The organism is Micromonospora sp. NBS 11-29 (genome assembly GCF_002140155.1).
Classification (GTDB): domain Bacteria; phylum Actinomycetota; class Actinomycetes; order Mycobacteriales; family Micromonosporaceae; genus Micromonospora.
Genome location: NZ_NAPR01000020.1, coordinates 1 through 23,759 on the forward strand (window position 1 = coordinate 1; position 23,759 = coordinate 23,759).

24 protein-coding genes and 2 pseudogenes are annotated in these 23,759 nt (G+C 74.6%); 17 read left to right on the plus strand and 9 right to left on the minus strand.

The genetic code is table 11. The features are described from left to right. Nucleotides 1-104 precede the first annotated feature (104 nt). Nucleotides 105-1,004 (minus strand): A/G-specific adenine glycosylase, encoded by a 900-nt coding sequence (locus B1205_RS22325; protein ID WP_089157395.1) that lies wholly within the window; start codon nt 1,002-1,004, stop codon nt 105-107. A 96-nt stretch (nt 1,005-1,100) separates the two neighbouring features. Between B1205_RS22325 and B1205_RS22330 the strand changes: the two genes are divergently transcribed. The 3 genes from B1205_RS22330 to B1205_RS22340 all read left to right on the plus strand — a co-directional run bounded on the left by B1205_RS22330 (nt 1,101) and on the right by B1205_RS22340 (nt 3,059). Further along, entirely contained in the window at nt 1,101-1,613 is a 513-nt protein-coding gene (locus B1205_RS22330; protein ID WP_089157396.1) for a glycine cleavage system protein R, read from the plus strand. Beyond that, on the plus strand, nt 1,610-2,173 hold the full coding sequence (locus B1205_RS22335) for a peptide deformylase (protein WP_089157397.1): 564 nt from the start codon (nt 1,610-1,612) through the stop codon (nt 2,171-2,173). The genes B1205_RS22330 and B1205_RS22335 overlap by 4 nt, the downstream gene beginning before the upstream one ends. A gap of 106 nt (nt 2,174-2,279) precedes the next feature. Next, on the plus strand, nt 2,280-3,059 hold the full coding sequence (locus B1205_RS22340) for a hypothetical protein (protein WP_089157398.1): 780 nt from the start codon (nt 2,280-2,282) through the stop codon (nt 3,057-3,059). A 7-nt stretch (nt 3,060-3,066) separates the two neighbouring features. Here the strand turns inward: B1205_RS22340 and disA are convergent, their stop codons facing one another. The 4 genes from disA to B1205_RS22360 all read right to left on the minus strand — a co-directional run bounded on the left by disA (nt 3,067) and on the right by B1205_RS22360 (nt 7,691). Beyond that, entirely contained in the window at nt 3,067-4,254 is a 1,188-nt protein-coding gene (gene disA, locus B1205_RS22345; RefSeq protein ID WP_089157517.1) for a DNA integrity scanning diadenylate cyclase DisA, read from the minus strand. Nucleotides 4,255-4,396: 142 nt separating this feature from the next. Next, a complete protein-coding gene (gene radA / locus B1205_RS22350) occupies nt 4,397-5,845 on the minus strand; it encodes a DNA repair protein RadA (RefSeq protein ID WP_089157518.1) in 1,449 nt (482 codons plus the stop codon). 102 nt (nt 5,846-5,947) lie between these two features. Continuing rightward, a complete protein-coding gene (locus tag B1205_RS22355) occupies nt 5,948-6,715 on the minus strand; it encodes a hypothetical protein (RefSeq protein ID WP_089157519.1) in 768 nt (255 codons plus the stop codon). Nucleotides 6,716-6,857: 142 nt separating this feature from the next. Beyond that, a complete protein-coding gene (locus B1205_RS22360) occupies nt 6,858-7,691 on the minus strand; it encodes a UbiA family prenyltransferase (protein ID WP_089157399.1) in 834 nt (277 codons plus the stop codon). A gap of 45 nt (nt 7,692-7,736) precedes the next feature. Between B1205_RS22360 and B1205_RS22365 the strand changes: the two genes are divergently transcribed. The 4 genes from B1205_RS22365 to B1205_RS22380 are packed head-to-tail and all read left to right on the plus strand — an operon-like array spanning nt 7,737 to nt 11,403. Beyond that, on the plus strand, nt 7,737-8,492 hold the full coding sequence (locus B1205_RS22365) for a methyltransferase domain-containing protein (RefSeq protein ID WP_089157400.1): 756 nt from the start codon (nt 7,737-7,739) through the stop codon (nt 8,490-8,492). Nucleotides 8,493-8,534: 42 nt separating this feature from the next. Then, the gene (locus tag B1205_RS22370) at nt 8,535-9,701 is read left to right on the plus strand and encodes an acyl-CoA dehydrogenase family protein (RefSeq protein ID WP_089157401.1); all 1,167 of its coding nucleotides are present in this window, start codon (nt 8,535-8,537) and stop codon (nt 9,699-9,701) included. Between the two features lie 29 nt (nt 9,702-9,730). Next, on the plus strand, nt 9,731-10,792 hold the full coding sequence (locus B1205_RS22375; protein ID WP_089157402.1) for a type III polyketide synthase: 1,062 nt from the start codon (nt 9,731-9,733) through the stop codon (nt 10,790-10,792). Nucleotides 10,793-10,836: 44 nt separating this feature from the next. After that, on the plus strand, nt 10,837-11,403 hold the full coding sequence (locus B1205_RS22380; RefSeq protein WP_089157403.1) for a hypothetical protein: 567 nt from the start codon (nt 10,837-10,839) through the stop codon (nt 11,401-11,403). A gap of 7 nt (nt 11,404-11,410) precedes the next feature. Here the strand turns inward: B1205_RS22380 and B1205_RS22385 are convergent, their stop codons facing one another. Further along, complete coding sequence (locus B1205_RS22385) at nt 11,411-12,097, minus strand: hypothetical protein (protein WP_089157404.1); 687 nt, start codon at nt 12,095-12,097, stop codon at nt 11,411-11,413. Between the two features lie 328 nt (nt 12,098-12,425). Here B1205_RS22385 and B1205_RS22390 point away from each other — a divergent pair. The 5 genes and pseudogenes from B1205_RS22390 (at nt 12,426) to B1205_RS22410 (ending at nt 16,223) form a co-directional block, all read left to right on the plus strand. Then, nucleotides 12,426-12,856, plus strand: a pseudogene (locus tag B1205_RS22390) (CarD family transcriptional regulator). Nucleotides 12,857-12,909: 53 nt separating this feature from the next. After that, entirely contained in the window at nt 12,910-13,605 is a 696-nt protein-coding gene (gene ispD / locus B1205_RS22395) for a 2-C-methyl-D-erythritol 4-phosphate cytidylyltransferase (RefSeq protein ID WP_089157405.1), read from the plus strand. Between the two features lie 110 nt (nt 13,606-13,715). After that, nucleotides 13,716-14,198: a 2-C-methyl-D-erythritol 2,4-cyclodiphosphate synthase gene (ispF, locus tag B1205_RS22400; RefSeq protein ID WP_089157406.1), complete on the plus strand. Its 483-nt coding sequence runs from the start codon at nt 13,716-13,718 to the stop codon at nt 14,196-14,198. Between the two features lie 42 nt (nt 14,199-14,240). Next, entirely contained in the window at nt 14,241-15,173 is a 933-nt protein-coding gene (locus B1205_RS22405) for a tetratricopeptide repeat protein (protein ID WP_089157407.1), read from the plus strand. 9 nt (nt 15,174-15,182) lie between these two features. Continuing rightward, complete coding sequence (locus tag B1205_RS22410; protein WP_089157408.1) at nt 15,183-16,223, plus strand: NAD(P)-dependent alcohol dehydrogenase; 1,041 nt, start codon at nt 15,183-15,185, stop codon at nt 16,221-16,223. A gap of 49 nt (nt 16,224-16,272) precedes the next feature. Here the strand turns inward: B1205_RS22410 and B1205_RS22415 are convergent, their stop codons facing one another. Further along, nucleotides 16,273-17,439, minus strand: coding sequence for a homogentisate 1,2-dioxygenase (locus B1205_RS22415; RefSeq protein ID WP_089157409.1), 1,167 nt, complete (start codon nt 17,437-17,439; stop codon nt 16,273-16,275). Between the two features lie 94 nt (nt 17,440-17,533). Between B1205_RS22415 and B1205_RS22420 the strand changes: the two genes are divergently transcribed. From B1205_RS22420 to B1205_RS22440, 5 genes are all read left to right on the plus strand, one after another. Continuing rightward, a complete protein-coding gene (locus B1205_RS22420) occupies nt 17,534-18,394 on the plus strand; it encodes a hypothetical protein (RefSeq protein WP_176308746.1) in 861 nt (286 codons plus the stop codon). Further along, nucleotides 18,391-19,590 (plus strand): fumarylacetoacetase, encoded by a 1,200-nt coding sequence (fahA, locus tag B1205_RS22425; protein ID WP_089157411.1) that lies wholly within the window; start codon nt 18,391-18,393, stop codon nt 19,588-19,590. The genes B1205_RS22420 and fahA overlap by 4 nt, the downstream gene beginning before the upstream one ends. 125 nt (nt 19,591-19,715) lie before the next feature. After that, entirely contained in the window at nt 19,716-19,925 is a 210-nt protein-coding gene (locus B1205_RS22430) for a DUF397 domain-containing protein (protein ID WP_089157412.1), read from the plus strand. Nucleotides 19,926-20,011: 86 nt separating this feature from the next. Continuing rightward, nucleotides 20,012-20,494, plus strand: a complete 483-nt coding sequence (locus B1205_RS22435; protein WP_089157413.1) for an SRPBCC family protein — start codon at nt 20,012-20,014, stop codon at nt 20,492-20,494. A gap of 158 nt (nt 20,495-20,652) precedes the next feature. After that, nucleotides 20,653-21,906 carry an outer membrane protein assembly factor BamB family protein gene (locus B1205_RS22440; RefSeq protein ID WP_089157414.1) on the plus strand — a complete coding sequence of 418 codons (1,254 nt, stop codon included), beginning with the start codon at nt 20,653-20,655 and terminating at the stop codon, nt 21,904-21,906. Nucleotides 21,907-21,973: 67 nt separating this feature from the next. On the opposite strand, the gene hisC is transcribed toward B1205_RS22440, so the two are convergent. Together hisC and B1205_RS33535 are read right to left on the minus strand one after the other, a co-directional pair. Further along, nucleotides 21,974-23,077, minus strand: a complete 1,104-nt coding sequence (gene hisC / locus B1205_RS22445; RefSeq protein WP_089157415.1) for a histidinol-phosphate transaminase — start codon at nt 23,075-23,077, stop codon at nt 21,974-21,976. Between the two features lie 283 nt (nt 23,078-23,360). Then, a pseudogene (locus B1205_RS33535) lies at nt 23,361-23,678 on the minus strand (RDD family protein); the annotation flags it as partial. Nucleotides 23,679-23,759 lie beyond the last annotated feature (81 nt).

Below are 23,759 nucleotides of genomic sequence, written 5' to 3' on the forward strand. Positions count from 1 at the left end.
CCCCCCTTCCCCCGCCCTCACCCCCGTGATCAAGGAGTTTGCGTCGTCACGGAGACGGCCGGTGACGCAAGCTCCTTGATCAACGCTGGGGGTGGGATGGGCCGTCAGGGCAGGGGGACCGGCGGACCGTCGCCGGCCAGTCGGAAGGACTCCGGGCCCACCGGTTCCACCAGGCCGTCGGTGACCAGACCGGCCAGTGCCCTCGCCCGCTGCACGTCGTCGTGCCAGACCTGGTCCAGCCGCTGGTGCGGCACCGGGCCGGTGGTGTCCCGGAGCACCGCGAGGAGCAGGCCGCGTACCTGACGGTCGGTGCCGGCGTAGCGCTGCGGACGGCGGGTCGGCCCGGCCGGGGCGGCCTGCCCGGAGGCCCGCCAGGCGCAGGTGGCTTCGACCGGGCAGACCGCGCAGCGGGGCGCGCGGGCGGTGCAGACGACCGCACCGAGTTCCATGAACGCCGCGCTGGCCAGGGCGGCGGCAGCCGGTTCGACGGGCAGCAGTTCCTCGGTGGCGACCAGGTCGGCGGGACGGGTGGTCGGCCCGGCGTCGGGTTCACCGGCCACCGCCCGGCACACCACGCGCCGGACGTTGGTGTCCACCACCGGGTGCCGTTGCCCGTACGCGAATGCCGCCACCGCCCGCGCCGTGTACGTGCCGACGCCGGGCAGCGCCAGCAGTTGGTCCAGACGGTCGGGCACGACGCCGCCGTGCCGTTCCACGACGGCCACCGCGCACTCGCGTAGGCGTACCGCCCGGCGGGGGTAGCCGAGTCGGCCCCACATCCGGATCGCCTCGGCCGGGGTGTCCTCGGCCAGCGCACGCGGCTCCGGCCAGCGGGCCAGCCACGCCTCCCAGGCGGGCACCACCCGGGCCACCGGCGTCTGCTGGAGCATGACCTCGCTGACCAGGATCGCCCAGGCGCCGACGTCGGGCTTGCGCCACGGCAGGTCGCGGGCGTTGCGCTCGTACCACCGGCTGACCAGGGTGGCGAAGGTGGGTTCTGACATGGCGTTGCCGATGATGTCACGGCCGGCTTTCCCGTAGCTTGGGCGGGCCGGGTGGGCCGACGGATCGGATCACGGGTGGCGGGGCAGAATGTCCGGATGAACGAGCTCGCGATCACCGTCATCGGCCGGGACCGGCCGGGCATCGTCGCCGACGTCGCGGAGGTCCTCGCCCGGCTCGGCGCGAACCTCACCGACTCGACGATGACCCGGCTGCGGGGGCACTTCGCGATGACCCTGATCTGCGTGGGCCCGGCCGCCGCCGACGTCGAGGCCGCGCTGGCCCCGCTCGCCGCCGACGGGCACCTGCTGGCCACCGTACGCGCGGTCACGCCGGACGGCGGCAGCTCGCCCACCGGTGAGCCGTACGTGCTGGCGGTGCATGGCGCCGACCGGATGGGCATCGTCGCGGCGATGACCCGGGTGCTGGCCGACGCCGGCGGCAACGTGACGGATCTGAGCACCCGGCTGACCGGCTCGCTCTACGTGGCGGTCGCCGAGGTCGAGTTGCCGTCGGGCAGCTCGGACGAGGTCGCCGGCCGGCTCACCCGCGCCGCGGCGGAGCTGGGGGTGGGCGTCAGCCTCCGCCCGGCGGACACGGACGTGCTGTGACCTCCCAGGGGTACGCCGGCCTGGGCGGCTGGACACCGGAGAAGCTGGGCGTCCCCGGCGAGGTGCGCCCGGTGGTCACCGCCCCTGAGCCGGTGCTGAGCCGGCCCGGCCCGGAGGTGGACCCGACCTCGGCCGAGGTGGTGCGGCTCGCTGCCGACCTGGTGGCCACCATGCGGGTCTCGCCGGGCTGCGTGGGCCTGGCGGCACCGCAGGTCGGGGTGGGTGCCCAGGTGTTCGCGGTGGATGTGACCGGGCACCCGAAGGCGGTCACCGTGCACGGCACGTTCGTGCTCTGCAACGCCCGGGTGGTGGAGGCGACCCGGTGGAAGGCCGGCCGGGAGGGCTGCATGTCGGTGCCCGATCTGACCGGTGACGTGAAGCGGGCGAGCCGTCTGGTGGTGGAGGGGATGCTGCCGGGCAGCGGCGAAGCGGTGCGGCTGGTTACTGACGGTTTCGAGGCGCGTGCGCTCCAGCACGAGATCGATCATTGTGCGGGGTTGCTCTTTCTGGACCGGGTCGCCGGCGCGCACGCGGTCTACCAGCGTCAGGTCTACCTCTGACGGTGAAATACACCCATCCACAGTGGACGTCGGAGGTGGCGCGGGGAGTGGTCCTCGGCGCGTCGGACCGGCGCACCGCGCGTGACGCCGCTACGGTAGGCGCATCATGCGTCTGACGGTCGGCCCCCTGCCCCCTGCCGTGTACTGGCGGCGTCGTGTCGTCGTGCTCGGCGCGGGGCTGCTCTTCCTGATTGTCCTGCTCTATTCCTGCACCGGCCCGGGCCGTAACACCGGCGCGCCCGGCGACGGGCCGTCGCCGAGTGGTTCGGTCCCGGGCCCGTCCGGTTCGGTGTTGACCCCGCAGTCGGGCAGCCCGTCGCCCAGCCCGGGGGCCTCCGGGGGCACCGACGGCGGCGGCACGAACAGCGGCGGCGGAACGAGCGCCGACGGCGGCGGCACGTCCAGCGGCGGTGGCACGAGCACCGGCGGTGGGACGAACACCGACGGCGGCACGGGCGACGGTGGCGCGTCGGGGGCCGTCTCAGGCGACGGCACCTGCACTGACTCGGAGTTGCAGGTGACGCCGGTCGCGGTGCCGGCCAGCGCCCAGCGGGGCACCGTGGTCACGCTGCGCCTCAAAATCAAGAACGTCTCGAACCGTACGTGCAGCCGGGACGTCGGCGCCGACCTCCAGGAGCTCTACGTCAAGGCCGGTGCGAACCGGGTCTGGTCCTCGGACACCTGCGGGACCGGCAAGGGCTCGGACGTGCAGTCGTTCACGCCGAACTTCGAGCGCGCCTACGAGTTGGGCTGGAACGGGCGGGACGCCACCCGCTGCGCCGCCGGCCTGGCCGCCGGCCCGTACGCTCCGGTCGGCACGTACCAGGTCTTCGCCCGGGTCGGCACCAAGATCAGCGAGCCGGTGAAGCTGATCGTCACCGACTGAGGCGGAGTCAGACGTACCGCTCCAGGATGGATGCCTCGGCGAGCCGGGACAGGCCCTCGCGAACCCCGCGGGCGCGGGCGTCGCCCACCCCCTCGACCGCCTGGAGATCTTCCACGGTGGCGCCGAGCAGCCGCTGGAGGCTGCCGAAGTGCACCACCAGCCGGTCGACCACGGCCACCGGCAGTCGGGGCACCTTGGCCAGCAGGCGGAAGCCGCGCGGGCTGACCGCCGCGTCGAGCGCGTCGGAGGCGGACGGGTAGCCGATGGCCTTGGCCACCGCCACCAGGTCGATCAGCTCGGTGGCGCTGAGCAGGTCCAGCTCGACAAGTGCCTCGTCGAGCGTGCGCGACTTGCGGCCGACCGGCAGGTAGTCGCGGATGACCAGGGTGCGGTCGGCGTCCACGCCGGCCATCAGCTCGTCGAGCTGGAGCGCCAGCAGGCGGCCGTCGGTGCCCAGCTCCACCACGTAGCCGGCGATCTCGTCGGCGATCCGCCGGACCATCTCCAGCCGCTGCACCACAGCCACCGCGTCACGGACAGTGACCAGGTCTTCGATCTCCAGCGCGGAGAGCGTGCCGGAGACCTCGTCCAGCCGGAGCTTGTAGCGCTCCAGCGTGGCGAGGGCCTGGTTGGCCCGGGACAGGATCGCCGCCGAGTCGTCCAGCACATGCCGCTGGCCGTTGACGTAGAGGCTGATGATCCGCATCGACTGGCTGACCGAGATGACCGGGTAGCCGGTCTGGCGGGCGACCCGCTCGGCGGTGCGGTGGCGGGTGCCGGACTCCTCGGTGGGGATGGACGGGTCGGGCATCAGGTGCACGCCGGCCTGGACGATCCGGGTGCCGTCGCTGGAGAGCACCACTGCGCCGTCCATCTTGCACAGCTCGCGCACCCGGGTGGCGGAGAACTCGACGTCCATCGGGAAGCCGCCGGTGCAGATCTGCTCGACCACCTTGTCGTAGCCGAGCACGATCAGCGCACCGGTGCGGCCGCGCAGGATCCGCTCCAGGCCGTCGCGGAGCGCGGTGCCCGGGGCCATGAGGGCGAGGTTGGCCCGCAGCGGGTCACCGCCGGCCCCGCCGACGCTCCCGGTGACGCTCACGCTGATGGCACGGGCGGGGTTGCCGCTCACGGCGCCGGTGCGGGCGTGCGGCGTCGCCGTTGCGGGCTTGGTGGCATCGCGGTCGATCGGCACGGGCACAGTCTACGGACTGCGGTGCGGTGGGTGCTCTCGTGGTTACTGTGATGTGTCACGATGTCCGGCTCCGCCGGTCGCCGACTGGCTGCGCGACCTGTCCCGAAACGCCCCACCACTCCCGCCCCTCGGTCACCGACCGTCACTCCGCGGACGCGCGGGCGGCAGCCTGGAGGGCGGCCCGCACGTCCGTGACCTCGATCACGCGCATGTTCTCCGGTGCGACACCGCTGCTCCCGGGCCCGCACCCGGGCGGCACCAGGGCCAGCCGGAAGCCCAGCCGGGCGGCCTCGGCCAGCCGGCGGGGGACCGCACCGACCCGCCGCACCTCGCCGGTGAGCCCGACCTCGCCGATGGCGACCAGGTGCGGGTTGAGCGCGAGATTGAGCCCGCCGGAGGCCACCGCGAGCGCCACGGCCAGGTCGGCCGCCGGCTCGACCACCCGGATGCCGCCGACCGTGGCGGCGAAGACCTCCCGGTCGTGCAGGGTCAGCCGCTCGGTGCGGCGCTGGAGCACCGCGAGAACCATGGCCAGGCGGGCGCCGTCGAGCCCGGAGACGGTGCGGCGGGGTGAGCCGGCGACCGTGGCCCCGATCAGCGCCTGCACCTCGGTGACCAGGGCCCGGCGCCCCTCCATGGCGACCGTCACGCAGGTGCCCGGCACCGGCTCGGAGTAGCGGGTCAGGAACAGGCCGGACGGGTCGGCCAGGCTGCTGATGCCGCCCTCGTGCATCTCGAAGCAGCCCACCTCGTCGGCCGCGCCGAACCGGTTCTTCACGCCGCGCACCATGCGCAGCGAGGAGTGCTTGTCGCCCTCGAAGTGGAGCACCACGTCGACCAGGTGTTCCAGCACCCGGGGGCCGGCCACCTGGCCGTCCTTGGTGACGTGCCCCACCAGCACGGTGGCGATCCCGCGCTCCTTGGCGACCGCCACCAGGGCCGCGGTGACCGCACGCACCTGGGTCACGCCGCCGGGCACGCCCTCGGTGCCGGTGGTGGAGATGGTCTGCACCGAGTCGAGCACCAGCAGCCCCGGCTTGACCGCGTCGAGGTGCCCGAGCACCGCCGACAGGTCGCTCTCGGCGGCCAGGTAGAGCTGGTCGTGCAGGGTGCCCATCCGCTCGGCGCGCAGCCGCACCTGGCTGACCGACTCCTCGCCGCTGACCACCAGCGACGGGCTGCCGGAACCGGCGGCCCACTGCTGGGCCACGTCGAGCAGCAGGGTGGACTTGCCGACGCCGGGCTCGCCGGCCAGCAGCACCACGGCGCCGGGGACCAGCCCGCCGCCGAGCACCCGGTCGAGCTCGCTGACGCCGGTGGGCCGGGCCCGGGCGGGTGCGGCGCTGATGGTGGCGATCGGCCGGGCCGGCTCGGCGGGCATCCGGGAGCTGACCACCCGGCCGGAGACCAGCGGACCGGTGACCGTGCACTCGACCACCGAGCCCCACTCGCCGCACTCGGGGCACCGGCCGACCCACTTGGGCGGCTGGTGACCGCAGGCGTCGCACTCGTAGGCCGGGCGGGGTTCGCGGGCGGCGGCGCGACCGCGACCGGCGCCGGCACGGGGAGAGGTCGATCGGGGCGTGGTCACCACCGGACGCTAACCGGACGGTACGACGAAAGCCCACCCGAAACGGCGACACCGCCGCGTGGCGCTGGCCACGGCGGCGGTGCCGGCGGTACGGGTACGACGTCAGCCGTGGCTGCCACCCTCGACGCCGCCCTGCTCACCGCTGTGCTCACGCGGGTTGACGACCGCGGAGGGCTGCGCCGGCGGGGTCAGCGGGATGCCGATCGGCGCCGGCGTCCGGATCACCTTGCCGTCGCCGAAGTCGAAGGTCAGGTTGACCTGCTGGCCCACGAGCAGCTTCTGGCTCAGGCCGATGAGCTGGAGGAACCTCGGGTTGCCGCTGTTCAACTGCGCGTAGCCGAGCGCCGGGATCTCGATCCGCGCCGGCTGGCCGGCGGGCGCCGACCCGGTCTCCGACGGCGACGGGCTGGCCGAGCCGGACTCGCCGGCCGACGGCGAGGCGGGCACCTCGAGCGACTGGCTGGGCGAGGCGCTCGGGTCGGTGGCGGTGGGCGACGCCGAGGCCGGCTCGGTCGGTGAGCCGGTCGGGGTGGCCCCCTCGGCGGACCCGCCGCCGGCGAGCCGGATGTCCCGGGCGCTGTCGGTGGTGACGGTCACGGTCACCGGGGCCTGGCTGTCGTTGTAGATCACCACGTTGAGCGGCGCGTCCGCGCCTGCCTCGTAGCCCTGCGGACCGGGGGACTGCACGTAGAGACCGCGCACCTTGTAGAGGTTGTCGGAGGTCTGGACGTTGACGCCCTGCACCGACGGGATCTTGTTGGCGGTCTCGGCGATCTGCCCGGCGCCGCACCCGGACAGCAGCAGGCTCGCCGCCGCCGTGCCGGCCAGCAGCAGGGCCGGCCCCCGGGAACCCCTGATCGAGCGCGTCACGTCGGTCCTCCTCGTCACGATCCCCGCCCGGTCGACCGCCGGGCACGGGGTGGCCATACCCGCGCAGACCGGGTCCCAGGGTAGTTGGAGCTGATCGAGGCCCGCACGGGGACCCGGCAATGCCACCCCGGGCGGGGGCCGCTCAGACCACCCGGCCGCTCGCCACCAGCAGCACCACATCGATGAGCGCGACCACCAGCACCGCCCGGAACGCGGTCACCGGCCGGTCGCCGGTCGCGGCGCGCCCCGCGTACCAGCCGAGGGCCGGCACCGCGACGGCGGCCGCGACCGCCGACAGGCCGGTCCACGACGGCGGCCCGGGCGGGCCGAAGACCAGGGCGACGGTGGCCGCGAGGAGCAGCCCGGCGGCGGCCAGCCGACTGCCCGTCGGGCCGAGTCGGTGCGGCAGCCCGCGCACCCCGGTCCGGGCGTCGTCGGCCAGGTCGGGCAGGACGTTCGCGAAGTGCGCCCCGGCGCCCAGCAGCGCCGCGGCGGCGACCAGCCAGGCCGGCGGCGCGGGCGCGCCCGGCAGGGCCAGCACCACGAAGGCGGGCAACGCGCCGAACGACACCGCGTAGGGCAGCACCGACACCGCCGTCGACTTCAACGGCCGGTTGTAGAGCAGCGCGGAGACCAGCCCGAGGGTGGCGCAGACGGCCGCGGCCGGGCCGCCGGCCAGCGCCAACAGCGGCGTGGCGACGGCGGCCACCGCGGTGGCCCGGGCCAGCGTCGACCGCGCCACCGCGCCGGTGGTCACCGGCTTGTCGGTACGCCCCACCGCGGCGTCCCGGTCGGCGTCGATCAGGTCGTTGCTCCAGCCGACCGCGAGCTGGCTGGCCAGCACCGTGAGCGCCACCGCGGCGACCCGGGCGGCGGAGTGCCCGACGCCGGCGGCGAGCAGCGCGGCGACCACGACGACCGCCGCCGCCGGCTCCGGATGGCTCGCCCTGACCAGCCCTAACACCCGCGTCGACATAAGGGAAGTCTGGTCGTTACCGGGGAGTCGTGCCACGCTCGGTCCATGCCAGATGTGTCCCCGGTGTCCATTCCGTACCGGATGCTGCCACCGAACGACCCCCGGCAGTACGACGACCTGGCGGGCGAGTGGTGGCGGCCGGACGGCGCCTTCGCCATGCTGCACTGGCTGGCCCGGGCCCGCGCGGCCCTGGTGCCGCCGGCGTCCACCCGGGACGACCTGCTGGTCGACCTCGGCTGCGGTGCCGGGCTGCTGGCCCCGCACCTGGCCGGCAAGGGCTACCGGCACGTCGGGGTGGACCTGACCCGCTCCGCGCTCGACCAGGCCGCCGCGCACGGCGTGACCGTGCTCCAGGGCGATGCCACGGCGGTGCCGCTGGCCGACGGCTGCGCCGCCGTGGTCTCCGCCGGTGAGCTGCTGGAACATGTGCCGGACTGGCGGCGGGCGGTGGCCGAGGCGTGCCGGCTGTTGCGGCCCGGTGGGCTGCTGGTGCTCGACACGCTCAACGACACCCTGCTGGCCCGGCTGGTCGCGGTGGAGCTGGGGGAACGGTTGCCCACCGTGCCGCGGGGCATCCACGACCCACGGTTGTTCGTGGACGCCCGCGCGCTGGTCGCCGAGTGTGCCCGGCACGGCGTGGCGTTGCGGGTGCGCGGGCTCCGCCCGGAGCTGGGCGGCACGCTGGCCTGGTTGCTGCGCCGGTGGCGGGGCGGCGACCGTCCGGCCCGGACGGAGCCCCGCATCGTGCCCACCCGGTCCACCGCCGTGCTCTACCAGGGCCGGGGGCGCCGCAGCGGGTAGCCGGGGCCACCCGGGGTAAAGGGACGCCGAGAAGGGGGCGACATGACTGTGCACGCGCTGGAGGCGGCCCGCCGGTTGGCGCCGCGACTGGCCGCCCGCGCGGCCGCGCACGACCGGGACGGCTCGTTCCCGGTGGACGACTTCGCCGACCTCCGGGAGGCCGGCCTGTTCGGGCTGATGGTGCCGCGCGAGCTGGGTGGCGTCGGCGCCGGCTTCGCCGAGTACGCGGCGGTCGCCACCGAGTTGGCGCGGGGCAACGGCGCCACCGCACTGGTGTTCAACATGCACGCCTCGGTGACCGGGGCGTTGGGCGCGGTCACCGAGGAACTGGCCGAGGCGCTCGGCGTACCCGACGAGGCCCTGGCCGCCCGGGACCGGTTGCTGCGCGCGGCGGCCGACGGCGCGTGGTACGCGGTGGCGATGAGCGAACGCGGCGCCGGCGCCCGGTTGTCGCAGCTCAGCACCGTCTACGAGCCGGTCGACGGCGGGTGGCACATCAAGGGCAGCAAGACGTTCTGCTCCGGCGCGGGCCACCCGGACGGCTACCTGGTGGCCGCGCGCAGCGCCGCCGACCAGTCCGTGGTCTCGCAGTTCCTGGTCCCGGCCGGCGCGGGGATCACGGTCGAACCCACCTGGGACTCGCTCGGCATGCGGGCCACCTCCTCGCACGACCTGCACCTGGACGTGACCGTCCCGGCCGACCGGTTGCTCGGCGGCGTGGAGGGGCTGGCGCTGGTGGTGGCCCAGCTCATGCCGCACTGGCTGGTGGCGAGCTACGCGGCCGTCTACGTCGGGGTGGCCCGGGCCGCGATCGACGCCGCCGCCGAGCACCTGAACGCGCGGAACCTGGCCGGTCTGCCGGCGGTCCGGGCCCGGCTGGGCCGGGCGGACGCGGCCACCGCCGCCGCCGAGCTGGTGGTCGCCGAGGCGGCCCGCCGGGTCGACGAGTTCCCCGGCGACGCGGAGACGAACCGCTGGGTGTGGCGCGCGAAGCTGCTGGCCGGGACCACCGCCGCCGAGGTGGCGGCGTCCATGCTGGAGGCGGCCGGCACGTCGGCGTCCCGGCGGGGCCATCCGCTGGAGCGGCTCTACCGGGACGCCCGCTGCGGATCGCTGCACCCGGCCACGTCCGACGTGTGTGCCGACTGGCTCGGCATCGCCGCGCTCGGCGGTGACCCGGACCGTGACGGGGCGTCCCCTCGTTGGTGAGCGCGAGGAATTCTGACGGGATCCGAGAGGTGGGGCACGTGGGCGTACCGGTGATCGCGGGTCTGGGTACGGCGCAACCGCCGGCCGCCGCGCAGGACGAGCTGTGGACGGGCTTCTTCGAGCGGCACTTCTCCGGAACCACCCGTGCGCTGGCGGAGAAGATCTTCGCCAACGCTGGGGTGACGCGCCGGCAGGCGGCGGTGAACCCGCTGTTGGAGGACGTCTCGGAGTGGCCCACCGAGCGTCGGATGCGCCGCTACCAGGTCGAGGCGCTGCCGCTCGGCAAGGAGGCGGTCAGTCGCGCGCTCACCGCCGCCGGCCTGGACGCCGGCGACGTCGGGCTGTTCGTGGTCTGCTCCTGCACCGGCTACGCCACCCCCGGCCTGGACATCCTGCTCGCCCGTGACCTCGGCATGGCCCCGGACACCCAGCGCATGTTCGTCGGGCACATGGGCTGCTACGCGGCCCTGCCCGGGCTCGGCGCGGCGAGCGACTTCGTCACCGCCCGGGGACGGCCCGCGCTGCTGCTCTGCGCGGAACTGACCAGCCTGCACATCCAGCCGCCGGGCGCCCGGGTGGACACCCAGCAGATCGTCTCGCACGCGCTGTTCTCGGACGCCGCGGTCGCCGCCGTGGTCGTGCCCGGCGGCCGGGGGTACGCGTTGCGCGAGCTGACCTCGGTCACCGACACCTCCACCGCCGACCACATGACCTGGGACGTCACCGACACCGGCTTCCGGATGGGGCTGTCGCCGAAGGTGCCCAAGGTGCTCTCCCGGTATGTGTGTGACCTGGTGGACGGCCTGCTGGCCCGGCACGGGTGCGAGCGGTCCGACGTGGACGGCTGGGCGGTGCACCCGGGTGGCCCCCGGATCCTGAACGTGGTGGAACGCGAGCTGGCCCTGCCGCCCACGGCGCTGGCGGCATCCCGGGAGACGTTGGCCGAGCACGGCAACTGTTCGTCCCCGACGGTGCTGCTGATCCTGGACCGGCTGTGCCGGACCCGGCCGGCCCCGCCGAGGCGGGTGGTGATGCTCGCCTTCGGGCCGGGGCTGACCCTCTACGCGGCCCTGTTGGAGCGCACCCCCTGACGACGGGTCGCCCGGGGACACGTCGGGTCGATACGCTGCCCGACATGGCCTCGGAGGAGCGGATCCGGCGGGCGCTGCTGACCGGGCTGACCGTGCTGGCGCTGGCGGTCGGCGGTTGGTGGTGGCGCTCGGCGATGCCCGACCTCGGTCCGGTCGGGTCCGGTCCCGGCTCCGGGTCGGCGGATCCGGCCCCGTTCACGCCGGAGTCCGACCCGTTCGCGGACCGCGCGGCACGGGTCCGGGTGGTCGACCCGGCGACCGGGGACGTGTCGTCCGGTGGGCGACCGGGCCTGGCGGTGGTCGAACGGGAGCCGGCCCGCTCCGACCTGCTCTGGCACGACGGTTCCCACCTGCGTGCGGGGGCCGGCGTCGAGCGGCAGACCAGCTCCGCCCCCGGCGCTCGCCACCTGCTCACCGTGGCCTGCCGTGGCCCCGGCCCGCTGACGGTGTCCTGGTCGGGCGCGGCGGACGACGGGGCGCAGTTGCTGGTCGACTGCGGCGGGCCGGCGGTGTTCCAGCCGCTCGTCGCCACCGGCGGGCCGGTGGTCGTCCGGTTCACGGCGGGCGAGCGGCAGTTGGACCTGGACGCCGGGCTGGCCGGGCTCTACTGAACCGGGTTCAGGTGCCCAGCCGGGCCAGTTCCTCGCGGTAGTCGCTGGCGGGGCCCAGCTCCGGCACCACCCGGACCAGGGTGCCTCGCCGGTCCACCAGCAGCGCGGCGGCGGTGCCCGGGTGGGGGGAGAGGCGCAGGTAGGAACGCAGCCCGCCGGCCGGGTCACCGAGGGGGCGTACCCCGGGGACGGTGACGGGACCGGCGCTGCGGCCCTCGGTCACGGTGACCACGGTGACCCCGGCGGGCGCGGTGGCCGCCGCCGCGCCGACCTGGTCGACGCAGGTGCAGGCGTCGGTCAGGATGATCATGGCGGGGAGCAGGCTGCGCAGTGGCACCGGGCCGTCGGGGCCGGCCAGGTCGAGCGCGGGCAGGGGGCCGACCACCAGCGGGGTGGCCGTGGTCCGGGGCAGCACGGTCGGCGCGCCGGAGCGGGTGGACCGTGGCCAGGTGACGGCGGCCAGGCCGGCGAGCGTGACCAGCACCGAGACCAGCAGCGCCAGCACGGGCAGCCCGAGCCGGGCCGGGCCCGGGCGGGGGCCGTGCCGCCGGTGGCGGCGCAGCTCGCGGCGGATCTGCCGGGCCTCGTCGGCGAGCATCGAGGCGTCGTCGGGGACGACCACCCGGCCCCACTCGGGGGGCAGCCCGGGCAGCCCGTCCGGCGGCCCCTGGCCGTCAGCGTCAGGCACGCCCATCGGACCCCCAGAAACGTCTCGGTGAGCGGACGTCGCGTCCACCCCCCAGCCTCCCGCACCGGCCGTCGTATGGCCACACCTGGGCGCGGGTGGAGTTCCGGCGCTACCATGGAAGAAGCGCATCGCCCTAGATCCAGCCGCTCCCACCACCCTTACCGGGTAGTCATCCGCTCATCACGGAGCGTGTTCAAACCACCGGTTTGACCGCCTGTCAAGCCGAAGAAATACCTCTCACAGGGCCCCTGAGCTGCGCCAACGGTCAGGACAGCGGTGAGACATCGGTGCCTGAGCGTGTTACCCTAGACACAGCGAAAGGGGTTTCGAACCTATGGTTTTCAGTGTCGGCGAGACCGTTGTTTACCCCCACCACGGGGCCGCACTCATCGAGGCAATCGAGACTCGGGTCATCAAGGGNTGCCCGCCGAGAACGCCGAGATCGTGGGTGTGCGCGAGGTGGTCGGCGAAGAGGGCCTCGGCAAGGTCTTCGACGTGCTCCGTGCACCGCACACCGAGGAGCCCACCAACTGGTCGCGGCGTTACAAGGCGAATCTGGAGAAGTTGGCCTCCGGCAACCCGCTGAAGGTGGCCGAGGTCGTCCGCGACCTGTGGCGCCGGGAGCGGGAGCGGGGCCTGTCGGCGGGCGAGAAGCGGATGCTCGCCAAGGCCCGTGACATCCTCGTGGGCGAGGTCGCGCTGGCCGAGAAGAGCACCAAGGACGAGGCCGAGACGCTGCTCGACAAGGTGCTGACCGAGGCCTGATCCGCACCTCTGCCTCTACCCGTACCGCAGCGAACGAATCCGAGGACCGCGACGTGACCGCGCAGCTCAATCCGCGCGGTGACGTCGCGGTCCTCGTTCCTGCGGCCGGTGCCGGGGTACGCCTCGGCCCCGGCGCGCCCAAGGCGCTCCGGCCGCTTGCCGGCGAGCCGCTGCTGGTGCACGCCGTTCGCCGGATCGCCGCGGCGCGCTCGGTGCACACGATCGTGGTGGCCGCGCCGGCCGCCGACGTCGAGTCGGTGCGGGCGATGCTCGTGCCGGTGGCCCCGGTGACCGTGATCCCGGGCGGCGCCGAGCGTCAGGCGTCCGTCGCGGCGGCCCTCGCCGCCGTTCCCACCGGCCCGGAGATCGTCCTGGTGCACGACGCGGCCCGGGCGCTCACCCCGCCCGACCTGGTCGAGTCCGTGGCCGAGGCGGTCCGTGGCGGGCACGATGCGGTGATCCCGGTGCTGCCCGTGGTCGACACCATCAAGGAGGTCGACGCCACCGAGCGGGTGCTCGGCACGGTCGACCGGGCCGCCCTGCGGGCGGTGCAGACGCCGCAGGGCTTCCGGCGGTCGGTGCTGACCGCCGCGCACCGGGCAGCCGGCGACCCGCTCACCGACGACGCCGGTCTGGTGGAGAAGCAGGGCGTTGCGGTGGTCTGCGTACCCGGGTCGGAGTTGGCCCTGAAGATCACCCGCCCGTTCGACCTGGCCCTGGCCGAGCACCTCCTGACCCTCGGCGCCTGACCGGACGCCCTTCAACGGTTGATCAAGGAGTTGGCGTCGCGGCCACGCGCTGAAGGTGACACGAACTCCTTGGTCAACTCGACCGGTCGGGCGACGCGTACCCTCGGGTCATGATCGTTCCTCGGGTGGCCGTCGGCACCGACGTGCACGCGTTCGCGGCCGGGCGGCCCTGCTGGGTCGCCGGCCTGCACTGGCCCGGCCAGGACGGCCTGGCCGGCCACTCGGACGCCGACGTGGTCGCGCACGCCGCCTGCAACGCGCTGCTCTCCGCCGCCGGCCTCGGCGACCTGGGCGCGAACTTCGGGGTCGACCAGCCGGAGTGGGCGGGCGCCTCCGGGGTGGCGTTGCTGACCGAGAGCGCGCGGCGGGTACGGGCGGCCGGCCTCGCGATCGGCAACGTGTCCGTCCAGGTGGTCGGCAACCGGCCCAAGATCGGGCCGCGCCGGGAGGAGGCGCAGCGGGTGCTCTCCGAGGCGGTCGGCGCGTCGGTCACGGTGTCCGCCGCGACCACCGACGGGCTGGGGTTCACCGGGCGCGGCGAAGGGCTGGCCGGGATTGCGGTGGCGCTGGTGTACGAGGCGCCGGCGGGTTGACCCGTGCCGGGAGGCTGGGCGACGGCGGATACGCTCGCCGGGATGCCGAGTGACGCCGCCCCCGACCAGTCCGCCGCTGACGGCCACCTTCAGCGCGCCCACCTCCTCGCCGAGTTGGGCCGTTACGACGAGGGCATCGGCGAACTCACCGCGTTGATCGCGACCGAGCCCGCACACCTGGGCGCGTTGACCATGCTGGCCCGGATGCAGCTCGCCGCCCGCCGTCCCGCCGAGGCGCTGGCGGGGGCCGAGGCGGCGCTGGCGGCGGCCCCCGGCGACGTGCCGGCGCTCGTGGTGCGCGGGCTCGCGCTGCTCGACCTGGAGCGGTGGACGGCCGCCGCGAGCACCGGGGACGAGATCCTGGCGCTCGGCCCCACCGACGCGTACGCGCAGCGCAGTGCCGCCGCGATCCTCTCCGCCTCGCGTAACGGGCAGCCGGCGCTGGACGCGGCCTGGCGGGGNCTGTTCGACCTGGCCGAACGGGCCTACCGCGAGGCGTTGCGGCTGGACCCGGAGCTGGCCGGGGCGGGGCAGGAGCCGGGCGTGGCCCGGCTGGAGCGGCGCCGCTACGCGGAGACGCTGGAACACCTGACCGAGGTGGCCGACATCTCGCCGGCCGGCCCCGATCCGATGCGGGTCGCCGACGCCGACCTGCGCCGGCTGGTACTCTCCGCCGCCGGCTGGTCGCTGGTGCTCGCCGTGCTGGTCGCCGCGCTGGCTCCGGCCGCGCCGGGCGCGTCCCGGCTGCTCGCGGTGCTGGCCGCGGTCGGCGTCGGGGTGCTGGCGGGCCTGCCCCTGGCCCGGTCGCCGGGCGTGCGGGAGGCGATGGCCCGCGGCCTGGCCCCGGCCGTCTACGCGACGGCCGCCGCGCCGCTGCTGCTGGCGGTGTACGCGCTGGCCGGCGGCCCGTGGCCGCTGGTGGGCACGATCACGGCCACGGTGGTCGCCGGGTTCACGGTGCTCCGCCGCGGGTAGGAAGGTCCGATGCTCACCGTCAACGCCTACGCGGCGACGTCCGCGACGGATCCGCTCACGCCGACCACCATCGAGCGGCGGGACCTCGGACCGGAAGACGTCCTCATCGACATCAGGTTCGCCGGCATCTGCCACTCCGACATCCACACCGCGCGCAGCGAGTGGGGCCCGACCACCTACCCGATCGTGGTCGGCCACGAGATCGCCGGCGTGGTGCGGGAGGTCGGCTCCGCGGTGACGAAGTTCGCCGTCGGCGACCGGGTCGGTGTCGGCTGCATGGTCGACTCCTGCCGGGAGTGCGACAGCTGCCGCCAGGGCCTGGAGCAGTACTGCCTCAGGGGCAACATCGGCACGTACGGCGGGGTGGGCCGGGACGGCAAGCCGACCCAGGGCGGCTACGCGCAGGCCATCGTGGTCACCGAGGACTTCGTGCTGCGGATTCCGGACGGCATCGAGCTGGACGCCGCCGCGCCGCTGCTCTGCGCCGGCATCACCACGTACTCGCCGCTGCGGCACTGGAACGCCGGGCCGGGCAAGCGGGTGGCCGTGATCGGCATGGGCGGTCTGGGGCACATGGCCGTCAAGCTGGCCCACGCCATGGGCGCCGAGGTGACCGTGCTGTCCCAGTCGTTGAAGAAGCGGGAGGACGGGCTGCGGCTCGGCGCCGACCACTACTTCGCCACCTCGGACGAAGAGGTGTTCACGGAGCTGGCCGGCTCGTTCGATCTGATCGTGAACACGGTCAGCGCGGTGATCGACATGGACGCCTACCTGGGGCTGCTGGCCGTGGACGGCACGCTCGTCAACGTGGGCGCGCCGGAACACCCGCTGTCGGTGCGCGCGTTCTCGTTGATTCCGGCGCGGCGGTCGTTCGCCGGCTCCAGCATCGGTGGCATCGCGGAGACCCAGGAGATGCTCGACTTCTGCGCCGAGCACGGGTTGGGCGCGGAGATCGAGGTGATCGGAGCCGAGAAGATCAACGAGGCGTACGAGCGGGTGCTCGCCTCCGACGTGCGCTACCGCTTCGTGATCGACGCGTCCACGTTCTGACGACCTGCGGTGGTGGGGGCCGCGCCCGCGCGGCCCCCACCGGCGTACGTCAGGGCTTGCGGGCCCAGGTCCAGGCGTAGCCGTCGTCCTCGCAGGCGGTGCCCGCGTCGCAGAGGTCCAGCGGGCGGAACGTGTCCACCATGACGGCCAGCTCGTCGAAGAAGTCCGCCCCGATCGAGCGTTCGGCGGCGCCCGGCTGGGGGCCGTGGGTGAAGCCGGACGGGTGCAGCGAGATCGAGCCCTGCTCGATGCCGGAGCCGCGCCGGGCCTCGTAGTTGCCGCCGGTGTAGAACAGCATCTCGTCGGAGTCGACGTTGTGGTGGTGGTACGGCACCGGGATGGCGGCCGGGTGGTAGTCCACCTTGCGCGGCACGAACGAGCAGATCACGAAGTTCGGGCCCGAGAACGTCTGGTGGACCGGCGGCGGCTGGTGGATCCGCCCGGTGATCGGCTCGAAGTCGTGGATGGAGAACGCCCACGGGTACATGTGCCCGTCCCAGCCGACCACGTCGAACGGGTGGTTGGCATAGACGTACTTCGTCCAACCGCGCCGGTGCCTGACCAGCACCTCCACCTCCTCGCCGTCGACGAGCAGCGGGGTGCCCGGTCCCCGGACGTCGCGCTCGCAGTAGGGCGCGTGCTCCAGGAACTGCCCGCGTACGGAGAGGTAGCGCTTGGGCGGGCCGATGTGTCCGGTCGCCTCGACGGCGAGCAGCCGGGTCGGCTCGTCGCCGGTCGGCACCAGCCGGTGGATGGTCGAGGTGGGGATGACGACGTAGTCGCCGGCGACCGCGTCGAGCACGCCGAACGGCGACTCCACCCGCATCGACCCCGACTCCAGGTAGAGGCAGTGGTCGCCGGTGGCGTCGCGGAACAGCGGCGAGGGCCGGTCGGCCAGCACGTACGCGATTCGGACGTCGTCGTTGGCGAGCAGGTATTGCCGGCCGAGCACCGGATCCGCACCGGTGCCGTCGAGCTTGTGGGTGCGCAGGTGGCGCGGCTTGAGCGGCAGGTTCGGCACCCGGGTGACGGTGGGCGGCGCGAACTCCTCCGCGGCGAGGATCGCGGTCGGCGCGTGGCGGTGGTAGAGCAGCGACGAGTCGGAGGAGAAGCCCTCCTGGCCGACCAGCTCCTCCGTGTAGAGCGTGCCGTCGGGCTGGCGGAACTGGGTGTGGCGCTTGCGGGGCACCTCGCCCACGCTGCGGTAGTACGGCATCTCGCCTCCCGTTATGTCCCGTTGTCCGGCCGGCTGCGTCCGATAATCGGACGCTGTTGTCCGTTCCTCGTAGCGTCCCGTACATTCTTGTCTCGTGTCAACGCAGGTGCCCCGCCTCTTCGCCGGCCTGGTGGACGACGCCGCGGTCTTCCCGCCCGGCAACGCCGCGCTGCCCGACGCGGTGACCGCGCACCGCGGGCACCGCGCGGCCTGGTACGCCGCACTGGTCGGCCCGCTGCTGCTGCCCGCCTCGGCGGTGCAGGCCGGCGCGCTGCACGGCCTGGCCGACCCGGGTCTCGTCATCGGGCTGATCGGTGACACCGGCCTCGACCAGCTACCCGCCGCGCTGTCGGCGCTGACGCCCGACGGCGTCACCGCCCGGCAGGTCGAGGCGCCGGTCGCCAAGCGGGGCGAGGACCCGCAGCCGGGCGTGGCCGAGCTGGTCGCGCTCGCCGGCCGGCTCGACGGCACCGCCGTCTACGCCGAGGTCCCGCTGACGTTCGGGCTGATGGGCGCGCTGGACGCGCTCGCCGGTGCGCGGGCCGGCGGGCTGCCGGTGGCGGCCAAGTTCCGCACCGGCGGGCTCGCCGCCGAGCTGTTCCCCACCCCCGTCGAGCTGGCCGCGGTGATCTGCGGCTGCCGGGACCGGGACCTGCCGTTCAAGCTCACCGCCGGGCTGCACCACGCGATCCGGCACCGCGACCCGGAGACCGGCTTCACCCATCACGGCTTCGTCAACGTGCTGGCCGCCACGCTGGCCGCGGTGGACGGCGTCGAGGTGGACGGCGTCGCCGAGCTGCTGGCCGCCACCGATCCGGTGCGCGTGGTCGAGTCGGCCCGGGCCGGGCGCGAGGCGGAGCGCCCGCTCTGGGTCGGGTACGGCTCGTGCAGCATCCCCGAACCACTGACCGATCTGATCCGGCTGGGGCTGGTGAACGGAGGATTCAACTCATGAGCTGGGTTGACGGGGCGGTGGGGTCGCCGTACGGGGTGACGAACCTGCCGTACGGCGTGTTCCGGCACGACGACCGCGAGCCGCGGATCGGTGTCCGCATCGGCGACCTCGTGCTGGACCTGGCCGGCGCCGAGGCGGCCGGTCTGGTGCTGGCCGGCGGCGCGCTGGGCCGGCACACGCTGAACGCCTTCCTGGCGCTCGGCCGGCCGCAGTGGACCGCCGTCCGGGCGCGGATCATCGAGCTGCTCACCGACCCGGCGCACCGGCCGGCGGTGGAGCCGCTGCTCGTGGGCGTGCGCGAGGTCGAGCTGCTGCTGCCGTTCGAGGTGGCGGACTACGTCGACTTCTACTCGTCGGAGCACCACGCCGCGAACGTCGGGCAGATCTTCCGGCCCGGTCAGCCGCCGCTGCTGCCGAACTGGAAGCACGTGCCGATCGGCTACCACGGTCGGGCCGGGACGGTGGTCGTCTCCGGTACCCCGGTGGTCCGCCCCACCGGGCAGCGCGCCAGCGCGCAGGGCCCCACCACCGGCGCCTCCGTACGCCTGGACATCGAGGCCGAGGTCGGTTTCGTGGTCGGCGTGCCGAGCCGGCTCGGCGACCGGGTGCCGACGGCCGACTTCGCCGACCACATCTTCGGTGTGGTGCTGGTCAACGACTGGTCGGCCCGGGACATCCAGGCCTGGGAGTACCAGCCGCTCGGCCCGTTCCTCGGCAAGTCCTTCGCCACCTCCGTCTCCGGCTGGGTCACGCCGCTGGAGGCGCTGGCCCACGCGTTCGTCCCCGCACCCGACCAGGACCCGCCGGTGCAGGACTACCTGCGCGACAGCCCGCGCCTCGGGCTGGACCTGACGCTGGCGGTGGAATGGAACGGCGAGCGGGTTGCCGAGCCGCCGTTCGCCACCATGTACTGGACCCCGGCGCAGCAACTCGCCCACCTCACCGTCAACGGGGCGTCGCTGCGCACCGGTGACCTCTACGCCTCCGGCACCGTCTCCGGCCCTCAGCGCGGCCAGGTCGGCTCGTTCCTGGAGCTGACCTGGGGCGGGGCCGAGCCGGTGAAGTTCGCCGACGGCAGTGAGCGGACCTTCCTGGCCGACGGCGACACGGTGACCATCACCGCCACGGCACCCGGCCCGGACGGCACCACCATCGCCCTCGGCGAGGTCACCGGGACGGTCCTGCCGGCCCGCTGAGCCGAGCTTCCCCGACGACGGCCCCGGTCGCACCCACTGTGCGACCGGNGCGTGTACCCCGGCGATGCCGAGCCGGGGCGCACCGAATCGGAAGAAGCCGAGTCGGAGAACAGGAAGGACCCCGCATGACCGAGCTGACCGGCGCCGTCTGGCGTACCAGCAGCCGCTCCAACGATCAGGGCCTCTGCGTCGAGGTGGCCACCAACGTGGTCACCGCGCACGGCGTGGTGGGCGTACGCGACTCGAAGGACCCGGAGGGCCCGGCGCTGGCCGTGAGCCCGCCGGGCTGGGCCGCGTTCGTCACCGCGCTGCGCGGTGACGCGTTCCGCGGCTGACGGTTCCCACCCCGGTGNGGAAATGTCACCGCAGGGGTCCCCCATCGCGGTGACGGCCCGTACCGTGGACGACACGGGAGGTGCCCATGTCGACGGTGACCGTTTCCGCCTTCATCGAAGCGCAGGACGCCGATTTGTGGCGCCTGCTGACCGACCTCCCGTCCCGCGCCGACTGGCTCTCCGCGGTGGGCGCGGTCGAGGTGCTCACCGCCGGTGGGTTCGGGCCCGGCACCGCCTGGCGGGAGACCCGGGTCTGGCCGGACGGCGGGGCCGAGCCGGAGGGGTTTGAGGTGGTCGAGGCGGTCGCACCGGGCCGGCTGGTGCTCGGTTCGCGCGGGGCCGGCGTCGACTACCGGATCACCTGGACGCTGCGCACGGTCGAGCGCCGGCGGCGCGGCTGCACCGAGGTCACGGTCGAGCAGCAGGCGGTGCCCACCCGGCCGTACGGTCGGGTGCTGGCGCTGATTCTCGGCGGCCTGGCCGCACGGGCGGTGGAGGGCGCGCTCCGGCGTGACCTGGCCGACCTGGCCCTCGCCGCCGACCCCACCCGATCCGCCGAGGCTGCCTGAGCCCCTCCGGCCGCCCGCTGCCGTCGCGTCGCCGCCCGGTGTCGCCTTCTGGGTGCGTTTGTGGTCGCCTGGGCAACCACAAACGCACCCAAAGCTTGCGGAAGCCGGGAGCTGGGTGAGCGGATCCGGCCGGTAGGGTGCCGGGTCGGAGGTGGCGGATGGCGAAGGCCGGCGGGCGGCGGGCCGTGGTGGCGCTGGTGGTGGTGCTGGCCGTCGCGGCGTCGGTCGCCGTGGTCGCCCGGGTGCTGGCCCCCGCCGAGGTCGAGACCGTGGCCCGGGAGCCGTACCCGGCGGCGCCCGCACCGACCGCTCAGGTGATCGGGCGGCTGCCGGTGGCGCCGCTGGTCGTGGACGGCCGGCTCCGCGTCTATGCCGGCACCCGTCAGGTGTACGCGGACCAGCCGGTCACCGGGCGGCACCGGGTCACCCCGTTCTGGTCCTACCGCCGCTGGCCGGCGACGGTGGTCGGGGTGCTCGCCGAGGGCACCACCGTGGTCAGCCGCTGGTCCGACGGGAAGCTGGTGGCGCTGGACGCGCGTACCGGCGGGGTGGCCTGGCGGGCCGACGGCCCGGAGCCGGGCGCGGTGCCGGAGCCCCGCCGCACCTTCGCCGACCCGGTCTGGGATCCGGTCGGCCTGCACGTCGCACGCACCGCCGACGGCCGGTCCGTGCTGCTCGCCGCCGGTCCGGGCCGGATCGGCGGGTACGCCCTGGCCGACGGTCGCCGGCTCTGGCGCACCGACGTCGACCGGGGCTGCCGGTCGGACGTGGGCACCACGGCGAGCGGTGAGCTGGTCGGGGTGGACCGCTGCGCCGGGCCGGTCGCGGTCGAGCTGCGGGACGCGGCGACCGGTGTGGTCCGGACCAGGTGGCGACCGCCGGACGCGCCGGAGGGCCTCGTGGTCACGCCGGTCGGCTGCCGCGACGGGCGCTCCGGCTGTCGCGGGCTGCGCACAGCCGGCCCGGGGGGCGAGGGCAGCCGGGGTTGGCTGGTGACGGACCCCGGCGAGCCGACCGCCGCGCCCGGCCTGGACGGCCCGGAGTCGGTGCTGGACGGCGAGCGGGTGGTGGACACCTCCGGTGCGGTGGTGACCGGGCGGTCCCCGCGTACCGGCGAGGAGCTGTGGCGCCGGACCGACATCCACCCGGCCCGGGTGCTCGCGGTCGAGCCGGGGCGGGTGCACCTGCTGACCGACCGGCGGGAGCTGGTCACGCTGGACCCGCTCACCGGCGCGTCCCGGTCGCAGTTCGTACTCACCGTCGGGCGGGACGGGATCGCTTGGCGGCCGGGCCGCGCCTACGCGGTGGACGGCTACGTCGCGGTGGAACGCTTGCGCGAGCGTGCCCGCCCGCCCGACGACGACCAGGCCTACTTCCTGATGGCCGAGCCGGTGCTGCTGGCCGCCACCTAACGTCGACCGGTGGTGAGAGGGGCCCCTTCTCGACGCCAGGCGTCAAGAAGGGGCCCCTGCTTCGGTCTCAGCCCAGCGCCCCCTCGGCGACCACCAGGAACGCGTCGTTCTCCGCCGGCGTACCGACCGTGACCCGCACCCCGTCCCCCGGGAACGGCCGGACGATGACCCCACGCGCCTCGCACGCCTTGCCGAAGTCCACCGCCCGCTCACCCAACGGCAGCCAGACGAAGTTGGCCTGGCTCTCCGGCACGTCCGGGACGAACTTGCGCAGCGCCTCGGTCACCCGGTCCCGCTCGGCCACCACCAGCGCGCACCGCCGCTGCACCTCGTCGGCCTGCGCCAGCGCGGCCAGCGCGCCGGCCTGGGCGGCCATGCTCGTGGAGAACGGGGTGACCACCTTGCGCACGGCGGCGGCCACCGCCGGCGCGGCGACCAGCCAGCCGATCCGCAGGCCGGCCAGGCCCCACGCCTTGGAGAGGGTGCGCAGCACCGCCACGTTCGGCCGGTCCAGGTAGCCGAGGCCGTCCGGCACCTCCGGGTCGGTGACGAACTCGCGGTACGCCTCGTCGATCACCACGAGCACGTCGTCCGGCATCGCGTCGAGGAAGCGGTCCAGCTCGGCGCGGCGCACTGCCGTACCGGTGGGGTTGTTCGGGTTGCAGACCAGCACCATCCGGGTCCGGTCGGTCACCGCGGCCGCCATCGCGTCCAGGTCGTGCCCGTGCCCGGCGTCGTTTGGCACCCGCACGCTGGTCGCGCCGCTGGTCGCCGCGATGATCGGGTACGCCTCGAAGGAGCGCCACGAGTAGAGCAGCTCGTCACCGGGCAGGCAGGTGGCGCGTACCAGGTGCTCGGCCAGCGCCACCGATCCGCAGCCGGTGGCGATCCGGTCGGCGTCCACGCCGTACCGCTCGGCGAGGGCCTGGCGCAGCGCCACCACGCCCATGTCCGGGTAGCGGTGGGAGCCCGCCACCGCCTCGGCGACCGCCTCCACCACGCCGGGCAGCGGGCCGTAGGGCACCTCGTTGCTGGCCAGCTTGATCGCCTCGGGCAGGCCCAGCTCCCGGGCCAGGTCGGCGGGGCTGCGCCCGGGCACGTAGTTGGGCAGCGCGTCCAGGTCGGCGCGGGTGAGCCGCGGCGCGGGCTGGTGACGTCCGGTGTCGGTCATGGGGTGTCTCCCGGGGGGTCGGCGCGGTCGCGCGGGGCGGTACGGGGGTCGGGCCGGTCACGGGGGAGTTGGACCACCACGGTCTGCGCCCGTTTGTCGTGCAGGGCCTGGCGCAGCGGTTGGTCGAACAGCGGCGAGACGGCGACGACGAACTGGAACAGCAGGCCGAGTCCGCAGCAGTACCAGAGCAGCGTGGGCAGCCCGAGCGTGCTCCAGCGCCGGGNACCAGCCGCTTGCCGAAGGTCTGCCCGCGCGCGGCCATCGACGGCACCTCGTACGCGTACCAGAGCGCGGTGGCGATCACCAGGATGGCGAGTTGGAGCGCGCCGGCCTGGTCGTCGATCTGGGGCAGGCCCTCGGTGGAGGTGTCCCCGTTCAACGCCCGGCGCCACGACTCGCGCAGGTACGGCGAGACGGCCTCGAAGTAGCGCCACACGAACCAGCCGTTGACCAGGGCGTTGAGCAGGAACACCACGCCCAGGTCGATCAGGCGGGCNGCCGACCCGGCCACCCCGGCGGCCACCCCGGCTGGCCCGGCCACGCGCCGGCCTGCCCCGGACCCGGCTGTCCCGGCCCGGCCTGCCCCGGCTGGCCCGGCCACGGTGCGGACTGGCCGGGCTGTCCTGGCCAGGGCGCGGCCGGACCCGGCGGCCCGGATGCGCCGGCCGGCGGGTACGGCCCG